The sequence below is a fragment of the Mesorhizobium monacense genome (assembly GCF_056781675.1).
Genome location: NZ_CM165567.1, coordinates 5,596,570 through 5,613,437, shown reverse-complemented (window position 1 = coordinate 5,613,437; position 16,868 = coordinate 5,596,570). Strand labels below are relative to the sequence as shown.

The window sequence follows — 16,868 nt, the reverse complement described above, 5'->3', positions numbered from 1 at the left end:
CCATGGAGCAGAGTCGGACAAGCACGAGACGTCATGCGACAAAAATCGATGGCCATAGGGATCGATATCGGCGGCACCAATCTGCGTGCCGCCCGCATCTCCGGCACTGGCGAAATCCTCAAGCGCGTCTCCGAGAAAAGCGCGCCCGACCCGGAGCTGGTGCTCGGCCGCATAGCCGACATGGTGCACCAGCTCGATACCCCCGAAGTAGCGGCGATCGGCATCGGCGTTCCCGGCCGCGTCGATGCGCGGCGCGGTACTGTGCTGTCCGGCGGCTATGTCGACCTCGCCTCGGTGGCGCTGGCGCAGCGGCTGGAAAGCATGACCGGCAAGCCCGTCATCATCGACAATGACTGCAACATGGCTCTGTCAGCTGAAATGGCCCGGGGTGCGGCCGTCGGCCACGACAACATCGTCATGTTCACCATCGGCACCGGCATCGGCGGCGCGGTCGCCGAAGGTCGGCGCATCGTGCGCGGCAAGGCGACGGCCGGGCAGCTCGGCCATATCGGCGTCGACCTCGACGGCGAAGCCTGCAAATGCGGCCGGCGCGGCTGCGTCGAAACCACCAGCTCCGGCACCGCCCTTGGCCGCCATATCGCCCACGCCGGTCTCGGTCCCGAGGTCACGGTCGACCAGCTCTTTGCCCGCGACGCCGACGGCGACGCGCTGGCGCGCGGCATACTGGATGCCTGGGCGCGGCCGCTGCGCGCCGCGATCGACACGGCGGTCGCCATGTTCAATCCAGACCTCGTGCTGCTCGGCGGCGGACTGGGCGGGGCGGCGCACCGGGCGCTCGCCAACGCGCCGGCGCTGGCTGCCTGGTACCAGGCCCCCGTGCGGCCGGCCCTGCTCGGCGACGACGCCGGTGTGATCGGCGCCGGCCTGCAGGCGCTGGCGGCCGAGACGACAGCTTCCCACGCCTCGCCCCTATCTCAGCCGCTCTCCCTGCCGAGCCATGGCCGGTCTGCCGTGCTCGGCCAGCGCGCCGTGCTGGTCAACGGCATTCCCGCTTCGGGCAAAAGCACGGTCTCGCGCGGCATTGCCGAGCGCATGGGCTGGCCGTTGCTGGCGCTCGATACGATCAAGAACCCGTTCCTCGAAGTGCTGGGCGGCGGCGACCGCGAATTCAACCGCACGCTCGGCCGTGCCAGCTATACGGCCATCTGGTCGCTCGTCGGCGAGGCCCCGGCGGGATCGATTTTCGTCGTCGATGCCTGGTTCGGCTTCCAGCCGCGCCAGGTGCTCGAGGATCATTTGAAGCGCGCCGGCGTCGTTGAGACCGCCGAAATCTGGTGCCATGCGCCCGGCGACATCCTGGCCGAGCGCTACCGTGCCCGGCTCGACCAACGCCTTCCCGGCCATCCGGGCGCCGCCTACATCCCCGAGCTGATCGAACTCGCCAAACGCGCCGAGCCGTTGCGCCGCGGCCCGCTCTTCGACGTCGACACGACGCAGCCGATCGCCTTCGACGCCATCACCGCATGGCTGCGGACGACGTTGGCGCCATAGGCATCGTTAGTCTAGAACCAGCGCTCCCTGCGCGGCTCGCTGGCGCTAAGCGCTAGGCCCAGCAAGAGGCCGGCGGCGCCGCCCAGGATGAAGGCGGACGACACCGTGCCCGGATTGTCGTGAACGACACCCGACACCGACTGTGCCCTGCTGCGCAGCGCCTGCGCGGTGCGGGAGGCGCGCTCGGTGGCGCTGTCATACCAGCCATTGGCCTCCTCGACCGCCTCTTCGGCCCGCTCGGCCAGCGCCCGGTTGATCTTGTTGATCTCGCGCTTCAGCTGCGCGACCTGCTTTTCCAGGGCTTCCTGAGCTTCGCGCTGCGTCATCCTCGGCGCCGTGTTTACGTTCGGGTCGTCGGCCATTGTTCTCTCCTTTGCTGAAGGGCTTCGGGGGTCAACGGCGAGCCGCGGCTCAAGGTTCCCAAGGGCAACGACCCTCCGGGCCTTGGCCCGGAGATTTCAGCACAGCCGGTTGCTGGAGCATGATCCAGGAAAGATCATGCTCTAGCAAAAGGACAGAGCCCCATCCCGATTTTAATCGGGATGGGGCATGGCTCTGGAGCAATTCCAGGAAAAGTGCGTAGCGGTTTTCCGTCCGGAATTGCGTAGAAACAAAGAGCAATTCCAGGAAAAGTGCGTAGCGGTTTTCCGTCCGGAATTGCGTGAAAGCAAACAGTCTAGAACCGGTAGAACACCCAGACACGCCGGCGATAGCACCGCCTGCGATAGTAGCCATGACGCCAATAGCGGCGGCAGTGCCGTCTCCAGACGCGGCGCCTGCGACGGCGGCGATGCCAGTGGCAAGGCTAGCAAAGGGGGAGATAGCGCGGCGGAGGCGAAAACCTAGGGGGCGGGCTTGGAGGAGGGATTGCGGGCTGGCAGGAGCCTGATTGCTCTAACCGCGGTCGGTCTTGACCACCTCCAGATTGGGCGGCTGGCCAGCGCCGCGCTCCGGCTCAGGCGACAGTAGATCCTCGAGGAAGAACGCCCCTAGCTCCGCCCGATTGGCGAGACCGGCCTTGCGGTACACTGCAGCCGCCTGCTGGCGGACGGTCGCCTCCTCCGAGCCGCGCAAATGCGCAATCTCCTTGTGCGTCAGGCCCTTCAACATGAGCAGTGCAATGTCGGCCTCGCTTTCGCTTAGCCGCCAGGCCTTGAATTGATCGTTGATGGCCCGGCCGAGCCCATCGATGTGCACGCGTGCTGCCGAGCGCCATCTGTCGCTTTCGCTATGCACGCGGGAGAGGTCGTTCAGCAGGTCAAACCGTTCGCGCCTGAGGCCTTTGGTTTCGAGTGCGACATAGGCAGTCGCCGCAACGGCGAGGGCCAGCAGCGCCTTCTCGAACAGGTCGAGCGCGAAGCCGGACAGCGTGAACGGCTCGCCACCCTGCAGATTCTCGACAACGATCAGAATCGCGAACAGCCCGCAGGCAGTCGCCGCCAGAACCAGGATTCTCTTCATGGCCGTTCGCTCCACCGCAAGAGACGAGGCAGGGCCGCGCTGGTGCACGGCCCGCTCAGTTTAGCTCATCTGGTCGAGAATGTACCGGACTGCAGGGTCTGGTTGCCGCCCTTCTCGATCGCGAGAACCTCCCAGAGGTAGCCCGTGCCTGGCTCGAAGAACTCCGCCGGGATGGTCATCGCCGTCACCGACGCCGGCAGGTACATGCTCAACCCGCGCTTGCCGATCATTTTGGGATGCGGGTCCTCGTCCTTTTCGATGATCAGCTGGTACGCGATAATGTTGACGGTCGAGCCATCGAGCGCCCGTTCTGACGGCGTCCAACTGACGGCCAGCTCGCCCGGTGGCACAGTCTCTCCCTCCTTCGGCGATACGAGCGTAACCCCCGCCGGTATCTTGTGGGTCAGTGTCGCGATCCCGCTGACAGATCCTTCGCTGCCTCCGAGGGCGGAGTAGAGAGCGCGGAACTCATATTTGCCGGCCGGCAGCATTTCGAGAACCTGCGCCAGCGGCAACTTGGCGTTCTCGGGTTCGGTGGTTTCAAAGAACAGCTCGGTGAGGCCCAGATCGTTGACCGTCCCCTTGCCCTGAAACTCGGCGACGACGCCGTTCGGCCCGATGATTTCGAGGCGCTCCCACCCGTCGGCGTCGACGAACGCCTGAAAGCCCGTGTCGTTGTCCGTGGCGTTATGCTCGATGATGATCTTGGCCTGCTTCAGCGGCGCCGCGCTCGCCGATCCGACGAGAACGAGGGGAGCAGAGACAGCCAATATGGTGAAGACGGCAAGCAGTAGCGCGGTGTTGGTCGCGGGGATTTGTTTCGTCATGATGTTCTCCTTAAGGGCGGTGGCGCATACCCATCGGGTTCGAGCGCCGCCGTCGGGAGACAAAGCCACCGTCAGTCGCCTGGAACAATCCGGCGGACATCATAGATGCAGATGCGGGCCAGGACCGGCTGCCCGTGTCCAACGGATGTGATATGGCCCGCCTCGGCCTCGCCGAGTGTGTTGCAGCGATCAGATGAATCCGCCGCCAATGGTGGACGTTCGGTTGACAGACGTCCATAGAGGCGCGGACGCGACATCTTGGTCATCGCCTCGCCAAGTGCTGTCGTCTTCGATTTTGTCATGCGTGAGAGCAACGCCGTACTAGAAAGCGGACCATTTACCGATTTCACGAAGTACAATAGGGTGACAATCCGAGGGGAGCGTAATGACGAGCGGAACGGACATCCTTGATGCCGTCGTCATTGGCGCCGGTTGGGCGGGGCTAGGCGTCAGTCATGCGCTGACGCAGCGCGGCTTGCGTCATAGAGTGTTGGAGCGAGGTCGCATCGGTGAGACTTGGCGGACCCAGCGCTGGGACTCCTTTCGGGTAAACACACCCAACAGCCAAACGGTCATGCCCGGGGATACCTATGTCGGCCCCGATCCCGACGGCGCGATGACAAGCGGCGAGTTTGTCGCGCTGTTGGAGGACTATGCCCGCCGGCATGGCCTCCCGGTGGAAACCGGTACGCCGGTGATCGACCTTGTTGCGAGCGGTGGCCTGTACCGGCTGGCCCTTCCGCGCGGCCCCCTGTGGGCGAGGAATGTGGTGATCGCCAGCAGTAACCAGAATTGCCCGGCGCGCCCGCCTTTCTCTGCTTTGTTGCCGCCCAAAGTCCAACAGATTGATGCATCAGCCTACCGCAACGCATCTGGTCTCGACAGTGGAGCCGTGTTGGTGGTCGGTAGCGCCCAGTCGGGCGGCCAAATCGCCGAGGACTTGGTCCAGGCGGGGCGAACTGTGTTTCTTGCAACGAGCCGAGTTGGCCGGCTGCCCCGAATGTACCGCGGTAGTCACATCAGTGTCTGGATGGTTCTTAGCGGACTGATAGATGTGACGCGCAGGGAAATCCTTCAACAGGGGTCCATCCCTGGAAGGCCGCTGACAGGAGCGCTCCATACGATCAGCCTGCAGTCGCTCAGTGCGCAAGGCGTTGTCTTGCTGGGTCGGCTCACGGGCGTCGACGACGGCCGCCTCTCGTTCAGCGACGATGCAGAAGCGCATGTTCGCCATGCAGACGAGGGCTCCGCTAAAATTCGAAGCCAGATCGACGAGTACATCGCGCGCAACGGGATCGATGCCCCGAGGGCTGAGCCGGACCCGGCGGAGGTGATTGCCGCGCTTCTGCCGAATCCACCAATCCGATCAATTGATCTCGCCGCGCGCGGGATCACAACGGTGACCTGGTGCACCGGGTTCAGAGGGGATTTCGGGTGGGTGCGCGTTCCCAACGTGCTCGATGCACAAGGCCAACCATTGCATGAGAACGGGTTCGCGGGCGTTCCTGGCGTGTATTTTGCCGGCCTGCCTTTCGCGATCTCGCGACGGTCGGGCACAATATTGGCAATTGCGGAGGAAGCAGCCCTGGTGGTCGAAGATATCCAGCGTCGTTTAGACACCTGCCTCTGACGTCCCGATTCAGGGATGCCGACTCTCAGCGAATATCATCCGGTTTGGCGCGCCACTTGCGCGCTGGCGGCGTGACGATGCCCGCCCGTCGGTTGGTTATTCATCCTGGACCGCGCCGAGACTGCGGCGCGCATCAATGCGTTCAGCGTCGGCGCAGTGTCGACCACACGGGCCCAAGCGGAGCTTTGCGACCGACTTTAAGCCGTGAACCTAGGCCCCGGACTTAGAAGCCGTATATTGCGATGACGATCGCGAAGGCGATGACGACTAAAATGCCGACGAAGGTCATCGCACTCACGATGAGGGCGGCCGCGACTGGATACACCTTGCGCCACGCCAGCGTTGCCGCAACGATCGCGATGATGGGGGATAGCACGAAGAAGATCGGGGTAATTCGGTCGTCGCCGCGAAAGTCGAGTCCTTGTACAGCGACCGACGGAAGCATCGAAAGCCAGCCCAGCATGATGCTGGCGGCAATCGCAAGGGTAGTGCCGCGAAGATCACGCCGAGCGGCCAGCACGAAGGCCGCTATCGCCGCAACCGCCTGGAGCCCGCCTGTCGTGGCCACTGCCCATCCACCGAGCCCGGAGGCCGGGTTCGACACCCCCATGAACACATAGGCAACCGACGACAGTCCCACATACGCCTGAAGCGCAGCCGTGAGAAAAAGGAGCGGCCACACCGCCTTTGCCGCCACTGATTTGTTCCGCTGCTCCTCGCTCGCCATGTCTTGGTCTCCGAAATTCTCGGGCTACCTCGCCTATGCAGCAGTCTGGTCGGAACCTGTCTCTGAGGAAGCGGCCCTTAGCGCGGAGTTGTCAGCCCGGAGGCGGCGTTTTGCAACCCCACCCTCACGACAAGTCTTGGCGCAAAGCGCCCACCGGCGCCTTCAGCAACTATGTCCGCTTTGGGATGGATCAGCCGGAACAGCACGGTTTCGCTCCCCCCACGCGTCGGGTTTGCCCCGTGGCAATGTCGAGTTCCACGATCTTGACCGCGCCTTCCATCGCCGCGCCGAGGTAAGGCGCCGCCGCATCGAGCACCCACAGGCTGCCCTTGCCGTCGGGGATGATGCTGTTGATGTCGATGAAGGAGCGGGTCGGATCTTTTCCCTCGCGCCAAGCATTACATTCGTTGCCCGGGAACGGTCTGAAACTGCCGTCAGGAAACACTTCCACGACGCCCGGCGTCGAAGGTCCAAGCCATGCCGGCATGCTGGCGAACAGCCGCCCCTCGCGGGTACATACGACACCGTTCCAGAGGTGTTCACGCGACTCGGCCACGTCGATCAGCTCGGTTCGCACGATGATGCTCCCCTCTTGCTTTTGTGGGTTGCGGAGATGGAAGACACTCCACAGGAGGCCGGGACCGGTTGCCGGGAAGGCGCCCCAAAAGGCTTGTAACCCAGGCGCCGTCCGCCAAGGCGGCACCTAGGTCATATGCCGTTCGGGGCATCCCGCCTTATGGCGATGCGAAGAGGTCCTGGAGAGCGGTAATCGGCTTCAGCGCACAATGGCGCACGTCAGCACGAAGGGCAGCGGCTCGACGAAGCGCCTAGCCTAGTCCACCCGCGGACTATCTTCTCAACGTCAACGGTGCAGGTGTCGCCGCTCTCAGGCGGCCTCAGAGATGGCACCATAGGACAGCAGGTCGCCTTGCCATTTGCTGCGCTTTAGGAACTGCTCCCAAGTCAATGCATGCGGATCGATTTTCCGACTCCACGTCAGGTCGCGCTCGGGAGCGAAATAGCCATATTCGACGGCGTATTCGTTCATGCCCACCAACTCGCGCACGAAAGGCTCGTTGACAGCAAACATCGGAAAGTGGCGCAACAGGTCTTCGCGCGAGTACGCGGAGGCGTATCGCGCCCGCTGCCCGGTGACGCGCACAAACGTGTTCACCATTTCCTGCGGCGAGATAAGCTCGCCGATAACCGGCAGGGCTTTGCCAGCGTATTGCGCCGGGTGATCGAACATCTCGCGCACCGCCGGCCCGGCCGCGGTGAGCGGATCACAGAAGGGCATGGGGACGTCCGGCGGCAAGTATATGGCGAACGTTGTGCCGTCCTTCCCGCGTTGCGGCACGTAGTATTCCAGGAAGTTGGTGTAGAAAAACGCCAGGTACACGAACGAGCTACGGATGGGCAGGCTGCGAATGTAGTCCTCTACCCTCGCCTTGTCCGTGAAGTGCGGCGCCCACTTGGTGCCGCCAGTGCGCGCTCTGACGTTTTCGAGCGAGCTGAAAACCACATGTTCGACGCCAGCGGCCACCGCCGCATCGGCCAACTCCTTGCCGAGGGCAAACTCGGGTTCCTCTGGCTCCACCGTGACAATGTTCGGCGTCATCAAGTACGCACCGGCCGAGCCTTTCAGGGCCTCGGTTAGCTCGGCCTGCCTGCCGATTTCAAGGGGGGCCACCACGACTTCGGCACCCTTTCGCGCCAAGGCTTGCGCGGGCTGGCTATCGAGGCGCCGAGTCAGGGCGCGTACCCGGTAGCGCCCACTATCGAGCAGGGCATCGGCGACACTGCGGCCTTGCTTACTCGAGGCACCGACAATAGTGATCAAAGGCTTATCGGCTTGGGTCATGCTATTTCTCCTAGTCTTGAGGGCGTAGACTGTTTCCGATCGTTCCCCATCAGAGCCCGCTAAAGCAGTCAGCGCGACGAGGTCTGACCTAGACCACGAAGTCTCGGCCGCTCCGAGCTACAATTGAAATCGCGAAAATGTTCGGCTACTATCCACCTCATGGATAGCAAGCGTCTCGATCTCAATCTGCTGGTCACACTGGAAACGTTGCTGGTGGAGCAGAACGTGTCGAAAGCGGCTGCCCGCCTGCACCTGAGTCAACCGGCGGTCAGTGCCCAGTTGAGTCGTCTGAGGGATGTGTTCGATGACCCACTGTTAATTCCCGCACAGCGAGGGATGACTCCGACTGCCAAGGCAATTGAACTGCTCGACCCGTTGCGCCAAGCCCTCGACCAGGTTCGTGCCACCCTCACCACGCACAGGAACTTCGATCCCGCAAAGGCCAAGCTGACCGTCGCTGTCGCGTGTACGGACTACTTGCAGGCGGCGGTGGTCAAGACGCTGGTCGTCGCACTCAGGACGAGGGCGCCCGGGGTGCGTGTAGCGCTGCGCAATCTGGACATGCAGCAATTGGAAGCTCAGATGGCGCGCGGCGATATCGACCTGGCACTGATGACTCCGCAAGTCGCACCGCCCAGTCTTCGCACCCGGCATCTGTTCGACGAGCGCTATGTGCTCATCGGCCGCCGGAATCATCCGCGACTACGCGACGGGATCACCGTCGAGGAATTTGGTCAGCTGGAGCATGTGATCGTGTCCCTTGTCGGAGGCGGCTTTGTCACTCCGGTGGACAACGCTCTGGCTGCCCTCGGACAAAGTCGCAACGTAGTGCTTTCCACGGCTTCATTCCTGTTCGTTCCCGAGATCGTGTCTCAGTCGGACTTCGTGGCCTTGGTCCCCGAACGGCTGGTGCGCGACCGTGCGGACAAGCTCAAGGTGATTGACTGTCCGTTCCCCGTGGAGGGGTTTGCTGTAGGAATGGTGTGGCACGAGCGTAGTCACGGACACAGCGGCCAACGCTGGATCCGAGAGGCTATCATCTCACTGATCAACGCTTAGATCATCAAACAGGGAAACAGCTGACGGTGGAGTTTGCGCGAAGAGCGTAGCGACAATCACCACCAAGCGGAAAGATTTTATGCGATTGAAAGCCGCTTTTATCGAAGAACAATGACGGCATTTTCTTGCATCTCTTCTTGAAGCATCAGTCTGCCGTCGCCGGACGAGGACCTTGCCACCATGGCATAGTTTTCCACAAGATGGTGCGTCGAAATTGGTCAGATCTCTTGTGCTTCCGTCGTGCTTCCGCGCAAAAAGCACGAAGACACTTGCCAAAATCATCCTCGACTAACTATCTGATATTTATGTTGAAGTTGGCGCACCCGACAGGATTCGAACCTGTGACCTCTGCCTTCGGAGGGCAAGCGTCCACAATTCCTAGAGCGTGCTTCCGATTGATAGGCTATTCAAAATCCTTGCAAAATCAATAAGGGAGGTGGATAGCTTTTCCTGAACGTTTCTGCTGCTTCCCCGTGGTGTGTTACCCCGGTGTTACCCAGGCGGAAATCGGCTGGAGACAAAGATGGCACTGGGTCGGATCACCAAGCGCACAGTGGATGCCATTCGAACGACTGGAAAGGACTTCGTCCATTGGGATGGTGAGTTGACAGGGTTCGGTGTTCGGGTCCGCTCCAGCGGTTCAAAATCATTTGTTGCGGTTTACAGGGTCGGAGGCAGGAACACGCCGCTGCGACGCGTCACGATCGGCTCGGTTGGCAAGATCGAGGCCGATGCCGCGCGTGAGCAAGCAAAGCGCATCATCCGTCAGGCCGAACTGGGGCAGGATTTTGCCGCCGACAAAGCCAAGGCGCGGGCCGAAAGAACGCTTAGTGAGATCTGCGACCTCTACCTCATTGAGGGCTGCGATACCAAAAAGCCGAGCACGTTGCTCACCGACAAAGGGCGCATCGAGCGTCACATCAAGCCGCTGCTCGGTAAGAAGCGGATAGGAGAGATCGCACGCCCAGACATCGAGCGGTTCATGAGAGATGTGGCCGCGGGGAAGACTGCGGCTGACATCAAAACGAAAGCTCGCGGGCGAGCGATCGTTGAAGGCGGCAAAGGCACCGCAGCGCGGACTGTTGGTTTGCTCGGCGGAATCTTTTCGTTTGCCGTCTCGCGTCAACTTCGCGCTGACAATCCGGTGCGCGGCGTCAAACGCTATCCTGATCAGAAGGGCGAGAAGTTCCTCTCAGCGGCCGAACTGGCTAAGGTCGGCGCAGCACTCGCCAACGCCGAGGCGACGGGAGCAAACCCGGCTGGCGCTGCGGTCATTCGGCTCCTGGCCTTTACTGGTGCACGTAAAGGCGAAATCGCAGCGCTGCGATGGTCGGAGGTCGACCTGGAGCGCGGCTATTTGCGGCTTGGCGACTCCAAGACCGGCGCAAAGGTCATTCCAATCGGCGCACCGGCGAAAGAAATCTTGGCAAACGTGACGGCGATAGACGGCAGCGACTACGTGTTTCCGGCTTCTTCCGGGAGTGGACACTTCCAGGGCACCGAGCGCGTCTGGCGCAAAGTGCGTGCCGCTGCTGGCTTCCCTTCGCTTCGTCTGCATGATCTGCGTCACAGCTTCCGTAGGCCTGGCACGGGGCGATGCGTTGGCGATCATTGGCGCCATCCTTGGTCACGCTGACGTCAAGACGACGAGCCGATACGCCCACCTTGCAGACGATCCTGTCAGGAAGGCTGCTGACGAGATTTCAAAATCGGTAGAAGCCGCGTTTCACATGACGCGGAACGCCGACATTGTGCCTATCAAGGATCGCGCCGGTCGCTAGGCCAATCTAGACTGGATTTGCTCGCCTTCCGGGCCATCGAGACTATCAACGGCAGCGTAGGCCGTGCCTCACGCCGCCTTGGTTGTCGTAAGCGCGCTGGCGGAGTTTGCTGATCGATAAGACCAAGAGTTATTTGTGTATCCATCTGCTGGAAGCTGGTTCCCAGCAATGATCTTGGATAGATCATGATTTCATGAATCTGGCGCGCGATGCGTTTTATGTCCTGGGCGATATAGTCGGTAAGGCCCAACGAGGCAAATGGGCACCTGGCCGGGCCGAAGCTGTGGCTAACAGGCTGGGCGTTGGCCCACTCGCTCGAACGCCCAGCACGCTCATGTACGATCCGCTTACCGAAGCGTTCTGGACCATGCCGATGGCGGTCGCGTGGATCGCGTGGCGAACTTCGGATGCTGTGCGAGACGCCTGGAACTCTTATCGAGAAAACTGCTGGGATTGGCATTTCAGACGATCGCGGCTCGGCTTCGACGGCCCGATCGAGGAAGGTTACTTCCTGGAAGCACGACCAAGGATTTCCATGCAGCATCTCGTTCTCGCGGACACTTATGATCGGGCCACGGGAGAACAGCCCGAAACCAGGCAAATGTCGCCGGCAGAAGCCGAAGCTGCGCTTGTCACGGCGCTGCAGATCGGCTGCTTCAGCGCTACCGGTGTCACCGCTCCCCACGAAAACCGAGTTGCGATACCAATGGTCGAATGGATCGACCTGAAATGCTTCAGTGAGAAGAACAGCGATTACTACTGTGCCAACGCTCTGCGACAGGGTTCAGCTGGGCGCTACGATAATGTGATGGTCGACTCCCGGGCCATTACAAAAATGTGGCCTCTGCCCAAGCCGCGAGGGGTTCTACCGCCGCTGATAAGACCAGACGGGCCTGGGTATATACCCCTGTTTTGCGCTGCGCAGTGGATCGCTACCAAAGGCGGAGCGTCTGATTTTGACCCCGAAGAGACGGATCATTGGCGTTTGGCATATAGCGAATTGCTCGACCACGTTTCGTCGGGCCAGGTTCGGATTAGTGGCGTTCGCAACAATGCGCGCGAATTGATAGACGGCGTGGTGTTCGCCGGATGTCAGGTTGACTATCCGTATTCAGACGCCGCCTTGGATATCGGATTTAGCGAGACCTACTACTTGCAGTCATATCCATACATTGACGAAGAGCATTGGCGCCGAGGCTTCAGTGACTCGTTCACCAATCGTCACGACGTCCGATGGAAGGAACTGATGGTGGCCAAGGCGGACGTTGCCCATTTCTGGCCGTTCGAATCAAGCCCACCTTCGAAAAGCGGTGCTCCGGGTAGACCGACATCGATGCACCTAATTGTTGCGGAGTTTGAAGAGCGGGCTGCTCGCGGCGATACTGAAACCACGCTCTCGAAGCAGGCAAGTGTCCTGGCTGAATGGCTGATCGAAACCCACCGCAACTCCCCACGTGCGGGACGCAAGGCGATCGAGAACGGAATTCGCATTGCCTTTCACAAGGCCAACCAAGCCTAGAAATTATCGACCAGGCGAATTTCTAGGCTGCTTTTTCTAGGCCCCCGAGTTGTCCATCTCAGGCATAAGCCCGGAATTCCCCGGGCATTGGCGGAGATGATCGACAATGGACGAGAGCAGTGCCGCAACTCTGAATTCCCCTCCCCGGTTTCTGCGGCGGGCCGAGGCCGCCGCCTATGTAATTTCTAAGTATGGCTTTCCTTGTTCCAAGCAGTGGCTGGCCAAGCTCGCTGTCACTGGGGGAGGACCTATTTATCGCAAGGCGGGACGCACCCCGATCTATTCCCCTACGGATCTCGACTCCTGGGCGGAGGATCGGATCGGTGAAGCGCGTCGGTCGACCTCTGTTGTGGCATAGGGGTCGTTATGGCCAAACGTCGCCAGAATCCCCGCCTGGCCAAGTCGCTACATTGCTACACCCTCATCGAAGTTGCAGACCTCTATGGGGTTCATCGCAACACCGTCCGCCACTGGCTAGCCAACGGACTCCAGGCGCTCGACGCAAAACGGCCTGTGATGGTTCATGGCACCGCGCTCAACCGCTTTCATATGGCTCGGCGAGGTACAGTCGCTCAGACCTGCGGTCCCGGCGAGGTCTATTGCCTCGGTTGCCGTAGGCCGCGACAACCAGCAGGTTCAATCGCTGATTTCACTCGAATGACCGACAAGGTCGGGATTTTGTCCGCGATCTGCCCAGTCTGCGAAGGCATAATGACTCAACGGGTCAACGCAGCCCGGCTTGCACACTTTACGGCCGAATTGGAGGTGACGGTCAGACCGGCGCCCGAAGCCATAAAGGAGAGTCTTTGATGCAGTCTGAATTGTCAGTTGGAAACCAGGCCCATGAGTTGAAACTGAACGCTCCCAACGAACGCCTAAAGCATCGCTACTTTGCCTGGCTGCGCGACGCGAAGGGGCTGGGGGAGCATTCCATTGATCAAGTGGCCAAGGCATTAGACCGGTTCGAAAGATATACTCGTCGCCGCAGCTTCAAGGAATTTCGCACGGAACAGGCAAGCGGTTTCAAGAAACATCTCGCCATTCAGGATGGCAAGCGGACCGGTAGCCGACTTAGCAAGGCAACTGTCACGTCAACGCTTCATGCCATGCGGGACTTCATCGAATGGCTTGCCGACCAGAAGGGGTTCCGCAATCGCTTGGTAAAGACGGACGCGCTCTATTTCAAACCCTCACGACAGGACGAGGCGATCTCGCGCGCTCCCAGGCAAATGGACGTGCCGACCATAGAGCAGATAAGAAAGATGATTTCGGCGATGCCGGAAACGTCGACCGTGGAGCGGCGAAATCGGGCGATCGTGGCATTGATCATCTTGACTGGCGCCCGAGACGACGCCGTTGCGTCGGCGCGCCTGAAGCACCTTGATGTGGCCAAGCGGGAGCTCTTTCAAGATGCCCGTCAAATGCGGACCAAGTTCCGTAAGACATTCTCAACTTGGTTCTTTCCCGTCGGGGACGACTTCGTAGCGGTCCTCGAGCAGTGGAAGACTGAATTGCAGTCGATCCACAGGTTCGGGGCGGACGCCCCTCTGTTTCCCCGCACCGTTGTTTCATTTAGCGGAGACGGGTCAGTGATGCCGCCGCGTATCGGTACAGTGTGCTGGGCAAACGCCGATCCTATCCGCATGCTGTTCAAGGGGGCTTGCAAGTCGGCAGGGCTTCCGGATTTCAAGCCGCACAGTTTTCGCCACACGCTCGCGAGGTTTGGGCAACGCATGTGCACCACGCCCGAAGAACTCAAGGCCTGGTCACAGAACTTGGGACACGAAGATGTACTCACCACGCTTACCAGCTATGGAACTGTCCCCGGCTACAGGCAGCAGGAGCTAATGGCCAGCATCGGCGAGCGGATTACTGCCGCCACCGGGCACTAGCGGCGGCTTTCACTACTTGTGGCGCCAAGCCCAAGGCTCAGGATTAAAATGACCTCTGCCCACTGAAGGCAGGAGTTGGAACGAAGCGCTGCCAGTGCGGTGAGCCTAACTATTCGATTTATCGTGGGGATTAGCGCAAGGCTTGCCGCTCACTCTGAATTTCTCGGCTGAGGGTAGCACCGGGGTAACACCAATTCGTAATAGGTGGCTTTTTTGACTTATGACTGAATTATTGGCGCTCCAAGCGGCACGACCGCTTTGCGCCGCAAATCGGCCGTTGGGGGCGGTCCTGTCCGCGCCGACAAGCGGACGTCGATGAACGACACGCCACGGTGGTGGGTCAGTTTGAAATCTGGGACCCACTACCCACGCCACGAGCGGCTTGCGCGATCAGGGGTCACCCCAGGTAGATGTGGGGTGCCGATCGGGCGGGCGGGTTGAAATGAGACCCGGCGTATTGGCCGCTTTAGAATGGAAGCTTGAGATCGCGCGCCGACAGAGGGCGACCCGCCGCTATGAGCGCAGCAACCGTCTCTCTGTGCCTTGCCGACGCGTCACCAAGCCAGTCACCACGCTGTCGAGAGATATCGCGCCGGCGCCGCCTATGGCGAGGACGAACATGCCGCCGGCTATGGCGAGATCCTTTTCGAAATGCAGCAATTCGTTCGGGCTGGCGAAGTTGGTGTGGAATAGGGCGGCGGTTGCCAGGCAGAACAGTCCGAGCGCGAATGCGCCCAGGCGTGTCAGCAAGCCCAGGCCGACCGAAAGACCAGCTCCCAGTTGCAGCGCTATGGTGACCATCAGAAGCGGCGGGCTGACGCCGAGCGCGGCCATGACTTTCGCGGCACCGTCGAAATGGGTCGCCAGCACAAGGCCTTCATGCACGAAGAGCAAAGAGAGCAGCAGGCGACCCGTCAGCAGCGTCAAGTCCGTGAGGTGTAGTTTCGAGGCGATTTGTGTGGTTGTCACGATTGGCTCCAGGCAGGAAGGTGGGCAGGCGCCCTGAAGCGCCTGCCTGGTTTTACTTGGTCACTTTGGTCTCGATGGCCTTTTGCAGGTCGGCGCGTTCCTCGCAGCCGGCAGGGCAGAGCTGCGTCAGCGACGCCAGCTGCTCTCTGGCCTTGGCCATGTCGCCGGTCTCGACATAGAGCTCGCCGAGATATTCGCGCGCGGCCTTGTGGTCCGGCTTCAATTCGAGCGCCTTGGTGTAGTAAGTCAGCGCCGTCTTGTAGTCGCCGGTCTTGCGCAGCGTGAAGCCGAGCAGATTGTAGACGTCGGCTTGCTGGGTGTCCTGCGCAAGGTCGCGCAGCTCGGCGAGCGCGCCCGTGTAGTCCTTGACGTCGATCTTGGCCTTGACGGCGGTGAGGTCCGGAGCGTCGTCGCCTTCGATGTTGTCCACGGCATAGGCCGGCACGGTGACGGCGACCGGCACGACGGTCAAGACCGCAAGGGCGCCGAGCAGTCCGAATAGGGCATGTTTGCCGAAAACTGGGTGGTTCATTGTCTTTCTCGCCTTCTTGTTCTCGCGCTTAGATCTGAACGGAGGTGAAGCCATAGGCGTTGCCGTCCTTGACGAAGGTGCCGGTGCCCGGGAACGGGAAGTGCGAGCCCGAAATCCGGATGTTGTCGGCAATCACCCGGTCGATCAGCTTGTGACGCGTGGTGATCGCCGTCGGCCCGTCTTGGTCGTAGCTGCCTTGCCACTCCGGATGCGGTGCCAGCAGCGCCGGCACATACATCGTGTCGGCTGAAATCATGATCTGTTCCTTGCCGGAGTTCGCGAGATACACCGAGTGGCCGGGCGTATGGCCGGGTGCGGCGATGATCTGGATGCCGGGCGCGACCTCCGCGCCGTCCTCGACCAGCTTCCAGTTCTTCCATTTCGGGAAGTTTTCGGCGATGCGCTTGCCCGCTGGCTTGCGCCCCTCGGGCAACTTTGCCAGCCGGCCGGGATCGGTCCACCAATTGTATTCGGTGGCGTTGACGATCAGCTCGGCATTGGGGAACACCGGCGCATTGCTGCCCTTTTCCATCAGGCCCCAGACATGGTCGGGGTGGAAATGCGAGATCATGATGGTGTCGATCGTCTTGTAGTCGATGCCCGCGGCGGCCATGTTGGCCGGCAGATGGGTGGCATTGGTCTGCCACTGGCCGACGCCCGATCCGGCATCCATCATGATCAGTCTGCCGTTCATCTTGAGCACGACGACGGTGAGCGGAATGGGCATAAAGTCGGTGGGCAGCCCCGCCTTGGCAAGGGCCGCCTTGGTGTCCTCGACCGAGACATCCTTGATGAAGGCCGGGTCGTGCGGCTTGCGCCAAATGCCGTCATAGATGGCGGTGATCTCGATATCGCCGACTTTGTATTTGTAGAAGCCGACGGAGGGCTCCACCGGCGTGTCGGCGAAGGCCGGCCGGGTGAATTCCAGCCTTCCGGCAAGGCCGAAAGCGGCGGCGGCGGCGGCGGATCCAAGCAATGTACGACGTGTCATGCTGAACATGGTGATTTCCTCGGTTGAGTGGTGGCTAAAAGTCTCGGAAGGAAGCCAAGCCCTGGCCCTCTGTCCTGCGGTTGAGGTCAGCGCCGTCGGATCCGGCC

Annotated in this window: 15 protein-coding genes; 6 read left to right on the top strand and 9 right to left on the bottom strand. The window is 61.3% G+C overall.

The annotated features are described in order from the left end of the window. Positions 1-33 precede the first annotated feature (33 nt). Positions 34-1,512, top strand: a complete 1,479-nt coding sequence (locus AC1RUK_RS26745; RefSeq protein ID WP_481838234.1) for an ROK family protein — start codon at positions 34-36, stop codon at positions 1,510-1,512. A gap of 11 nt (positions 1,513-1,523) precedes the next feature. Here AC1RUK_RS26745 and AC1RUK_RS26740 read toward each other — a convergent pair whose 3' ends face one another. From AC1RUK_RS26740 to AC1RUK_RS26730, 3 genes are all read right to left on the bottom strand, one after another. Then, a complete protein-coding gene (locus AC1RUK_RS26740; RefSeq protein WP_481838235.1) occupies positions 1,524-1,874 on the bottom strand; it encodes a hypothetical protein in 351 nt (116 codons plus the stop codon). Positions 1,875-2,406: 532 nt separating this feature from the next. Continuing rightward, on the bottom strand, positions 2,407-2,973 hold the full coding sequence (locus tag AC1RUK_RS26735; protein WP_436170264.1) for a helix-turn-helix transcriptional regulator: 567 nt from the start codon (positions 2,971-2,973) through the stop codon (positions 2,407-2,409). A 65-nt stretch (positions 2,974-3,038) separates the two neighbouring features. Further along, positions 3,039-3,869 carry a hypothetical protein gene (locus tag AC1RUK_RS26730; protein WP_481838236.1) on the bottom strand — a complete coding sequence of 277 codons (831 nt, stop codon included), beginning with the start codon at positions 3,867-3,869 and terminating at the stop codon, positions 3,039-3,041. 316 nt (positions 3,870-4,185) lie between these two features. Between AC1RUK_RS26730 and AC1RUK_RS26725 the strand changes: the two genes are divergently transcribed. Beyond that, complete coding sequence (locus AC1RUK_RS26725; RefSeq protein ID WP_481838238.1) at positions 4,186-5,430, top strand: flavin-containing monooxygenase; 1,245 nt, start codon at positions 4,186-4,188, stop codon at positions 5,428-5,430. A 223-nt stretch (positions 5,431-5,653) separates the two neighbouring features. Here the strand turns inward: AC1RUK_RS26725 and AC1RUK_RS26720 are convergent, their stop codons facing one another. The 3 genes from AC1RUK_RS26720 to AC1RUK_RS26710 all read right to left on the bottom strand — a co-directional run bounded on the left by AC1RUK_RS26720 (position 5,654) and on the right by AC1RUK_RS26710 (position 8,018). After that, entirely contained in the window at positions 5,654-6,157 is a 504-nt protein-coding gene (locus AC1RUK_RS26720; protein ID WP_481838239.1) for a hypothetical protein, read from the bottom strand. Between the two features lie 190 nt (positions 6,158-6,347). Next, complete coding sequence (locus AC1RUK_RS26715) at positions 6,348-6,734, bottom strand: hypothetical protein (protein WP_481838240.1); 387 nt, start codon at positions 6,732-6,734, stop codon at positions 6,348-6,350. A 309-nt stretch (positions 6,735-7,043) separates the two neighbouring features. Next, positions 7,044-8,018, bottom strand: coding sequence for an NmrA/HSCARG family protein (locus AC1RUK_RS26710; RefSeq protein ID WP_481838241.1), 975 nt, complete (start codon positions 8,016-8,018; stop codon positions 7,044-7,046). A 159-nt stretch (positions 8,019-8,177) separates the two neighbouring features. Between AC1RUK_RS26710 and AC1RUK_RS26705 the strand changes: the two genes are divergently transcribed. From AC1RUK_RS26705 to AC1RUK_RS26690, 4 genes are all read left to right on the top strand, one after another. After that, a complete protein-coding gene (locus tag AC1RUK_RS26705; RefSeq protein ID WP_481838242.1) occupies positions 8,178-9,077 on the top strand; it encodes a LysR family transcriptional regulator in 900 nt (299 codons plus the stop codon). A gap of 523 nt (positions 9,078-9,600) precedes the next feature. Beyond that, positions 9,601-10,713 carry a tyrosine-type recombinase/integrase gene (locus tag AC1RUK_RS26700; protein ID WP_481838243.1) on the top strand — a complete coding sequence of 371 codons (1,113 nt, stop codon included), beginning with the start codon at positions 9,601-9,603 and terminating at the stop codon, positions 10,711-10,713. Positions 10,714-11,051: 338 nt separating this feature from the next. Next, on the top strand, positions 11,052-12,377 hold the full coding sequence (locus tag AC1RUK_RS26695) for a hypothetical protein (protein WP_481840136.1): 1,326 nt from the start codon (positions 11,052-11,054) through the stop codon (positions 12,375-12,377). An 809-nt stretch (positions 12,378-13,186) separates the two neighbouring features. Then, entirely contained in the window at positions 13,187-14,269 is a 1,083-nt protein-coding gene (locus tag AC1RUK_RS26690) for a tyrosine-type recombinase/integrase (protein WP_481838245.1), read from the top strand. A gap of 513 nt (positions 14,270-14,782) precedes the next feature. On the opposite strand, the gene AC1RUK_RS26685 is transcribed toward AC1RUK_RS26690, so the two are convergent. The 3 genes from AC1RUK_RS26685 to AC1RUK_RS26675 are packed head-to-tail and all read right to left on the bottom strand — an operon-like array spanning position 14,783 to position 16,770. After that, positions 14,783-15,238, bottom strand: a complete 456-nt coding sequence (locus tag AC1RUK_RS26685) for a DoxX family protein (RefSeq protein WP_481838246.1) — start codon at positions 15,236-15,238, stop codon at positions 14,783-14,785. A gap of 52 nt (positions 15,239-15,290) precedes the next feature. Further along, positions 15,291-15,770, bottom strand: coding sequence for a tetratricopeptide repeat protein (locus tag AC1RUK_RS26680; protein WP_481838247.1), 480 nt, complete (start codon positions 15,768-15,770; stop codon positions 15,291-15,293). Positions 15,771-15,798: 28 nt separating this feature from the next. Further along, positions 15,799-16,770: an MBL fold metallo-hydrolase gene (locus AC1RUK_RS26675; protein ID WP_481838248.1), complete on the bottom strand. Its 972-nt coding sequence runs from the start codon at positions 16,768-16,770 to the stop codon at positions 15,799-15,801. Positions 16,771-16,868: the final 98 nt, after the last annotated feature.

Excerpts from the sequence above, each read along its gene's own strand:
- AC1RUK_RS26695 (WP_481840136.1), top strand. The coding sequence starts at position 11,052 with ATGAATCTGGCGCGCGATGCGTTTTATGTCCTGGGCGATATAGTCGGT.
- AC1RUK_RS26705 (WP_481838242.1), top strand. The coding sequence starts at position 8,178 with ATGGATAGCAAGCGTCTCGATCTCAATCTGCTGGTCACACTGGAAACG.
- AC1RUK_RS26735 (WP_436170264.1), bottom strand. The coding sequence starts at position 2,973 with ATGAAGAGAATCCTGGTTCTGGCGGCGACTGCCTGCGGGCTGTTCGCG.
- AC1RUK_RS26690 (WP_481838245.1), top strand. The coding sequence starts at position 13,187 with ATGCAGTCTGAATTGTCAGTTGGAAACCAGGCCCATGAGTTGAAACTG.
- AC1RUK_RS26700 (WP_481838243.1), top strand. The coding sequence starts at position 9,601 with ATGGCACTGGGTCGGATCACCAAGCGCACAGTGGATGCCATTCGAACG.
- AC1RUK_RS26740 (WP_481838235.1), bottom strand. The coding sequence starts at position 1,874 with ATGGCCGACGACCCGAACGTAAACACGGCGCCGAGGATGACGCAGCGC.
- AC1RUK_RS26720 (WP_481838239.1), bottom strand. The coding sequence starts at position 6,157 with ATGGCGAGCGAGGAGCAGCGGAACAAATCAGTGGCGGCAAAGGCGGTG.
- AC1RUK_RS26675 (WP_481838248.1), bottom strand. The coding sequence starts at position 16,770 with ATGTTCAGCATGACACGTCGTACATTGCTTGGATCCGCCGCCGCCGCC.
- AC1RUK_RS26725 (WP_481838238.1), top strand. The coding sequence starts at position 4,186 with ATGACGAGCGGAACGGACATCCTTGATGCCGTCGTCATTGGCGCCGGT.
- AC1RUK_RS26745 (WP_481838234.1), top strand. The coding sequence starts at position 34 with ATGCGACAAAAATCGATGGCCATAGGGATCGATATCGGCGGCACCAAT.
- AC1RUK_RS26710 (WP_481838241.1), bottom strand. The coding sequence starts at position 8,018 with ATGACCCAAGCCGATAAGCCTTTGATCACTATTGTCGGTGCCTCGAGT.
- AC1RUK_RS26680 (WP_481838247.1), bottom strand. The coding sequence starts at position 15,770 with ATGAACCACCCAGTTTTCGGCAAACATGCCCTATTCGGACTGCTCGGC.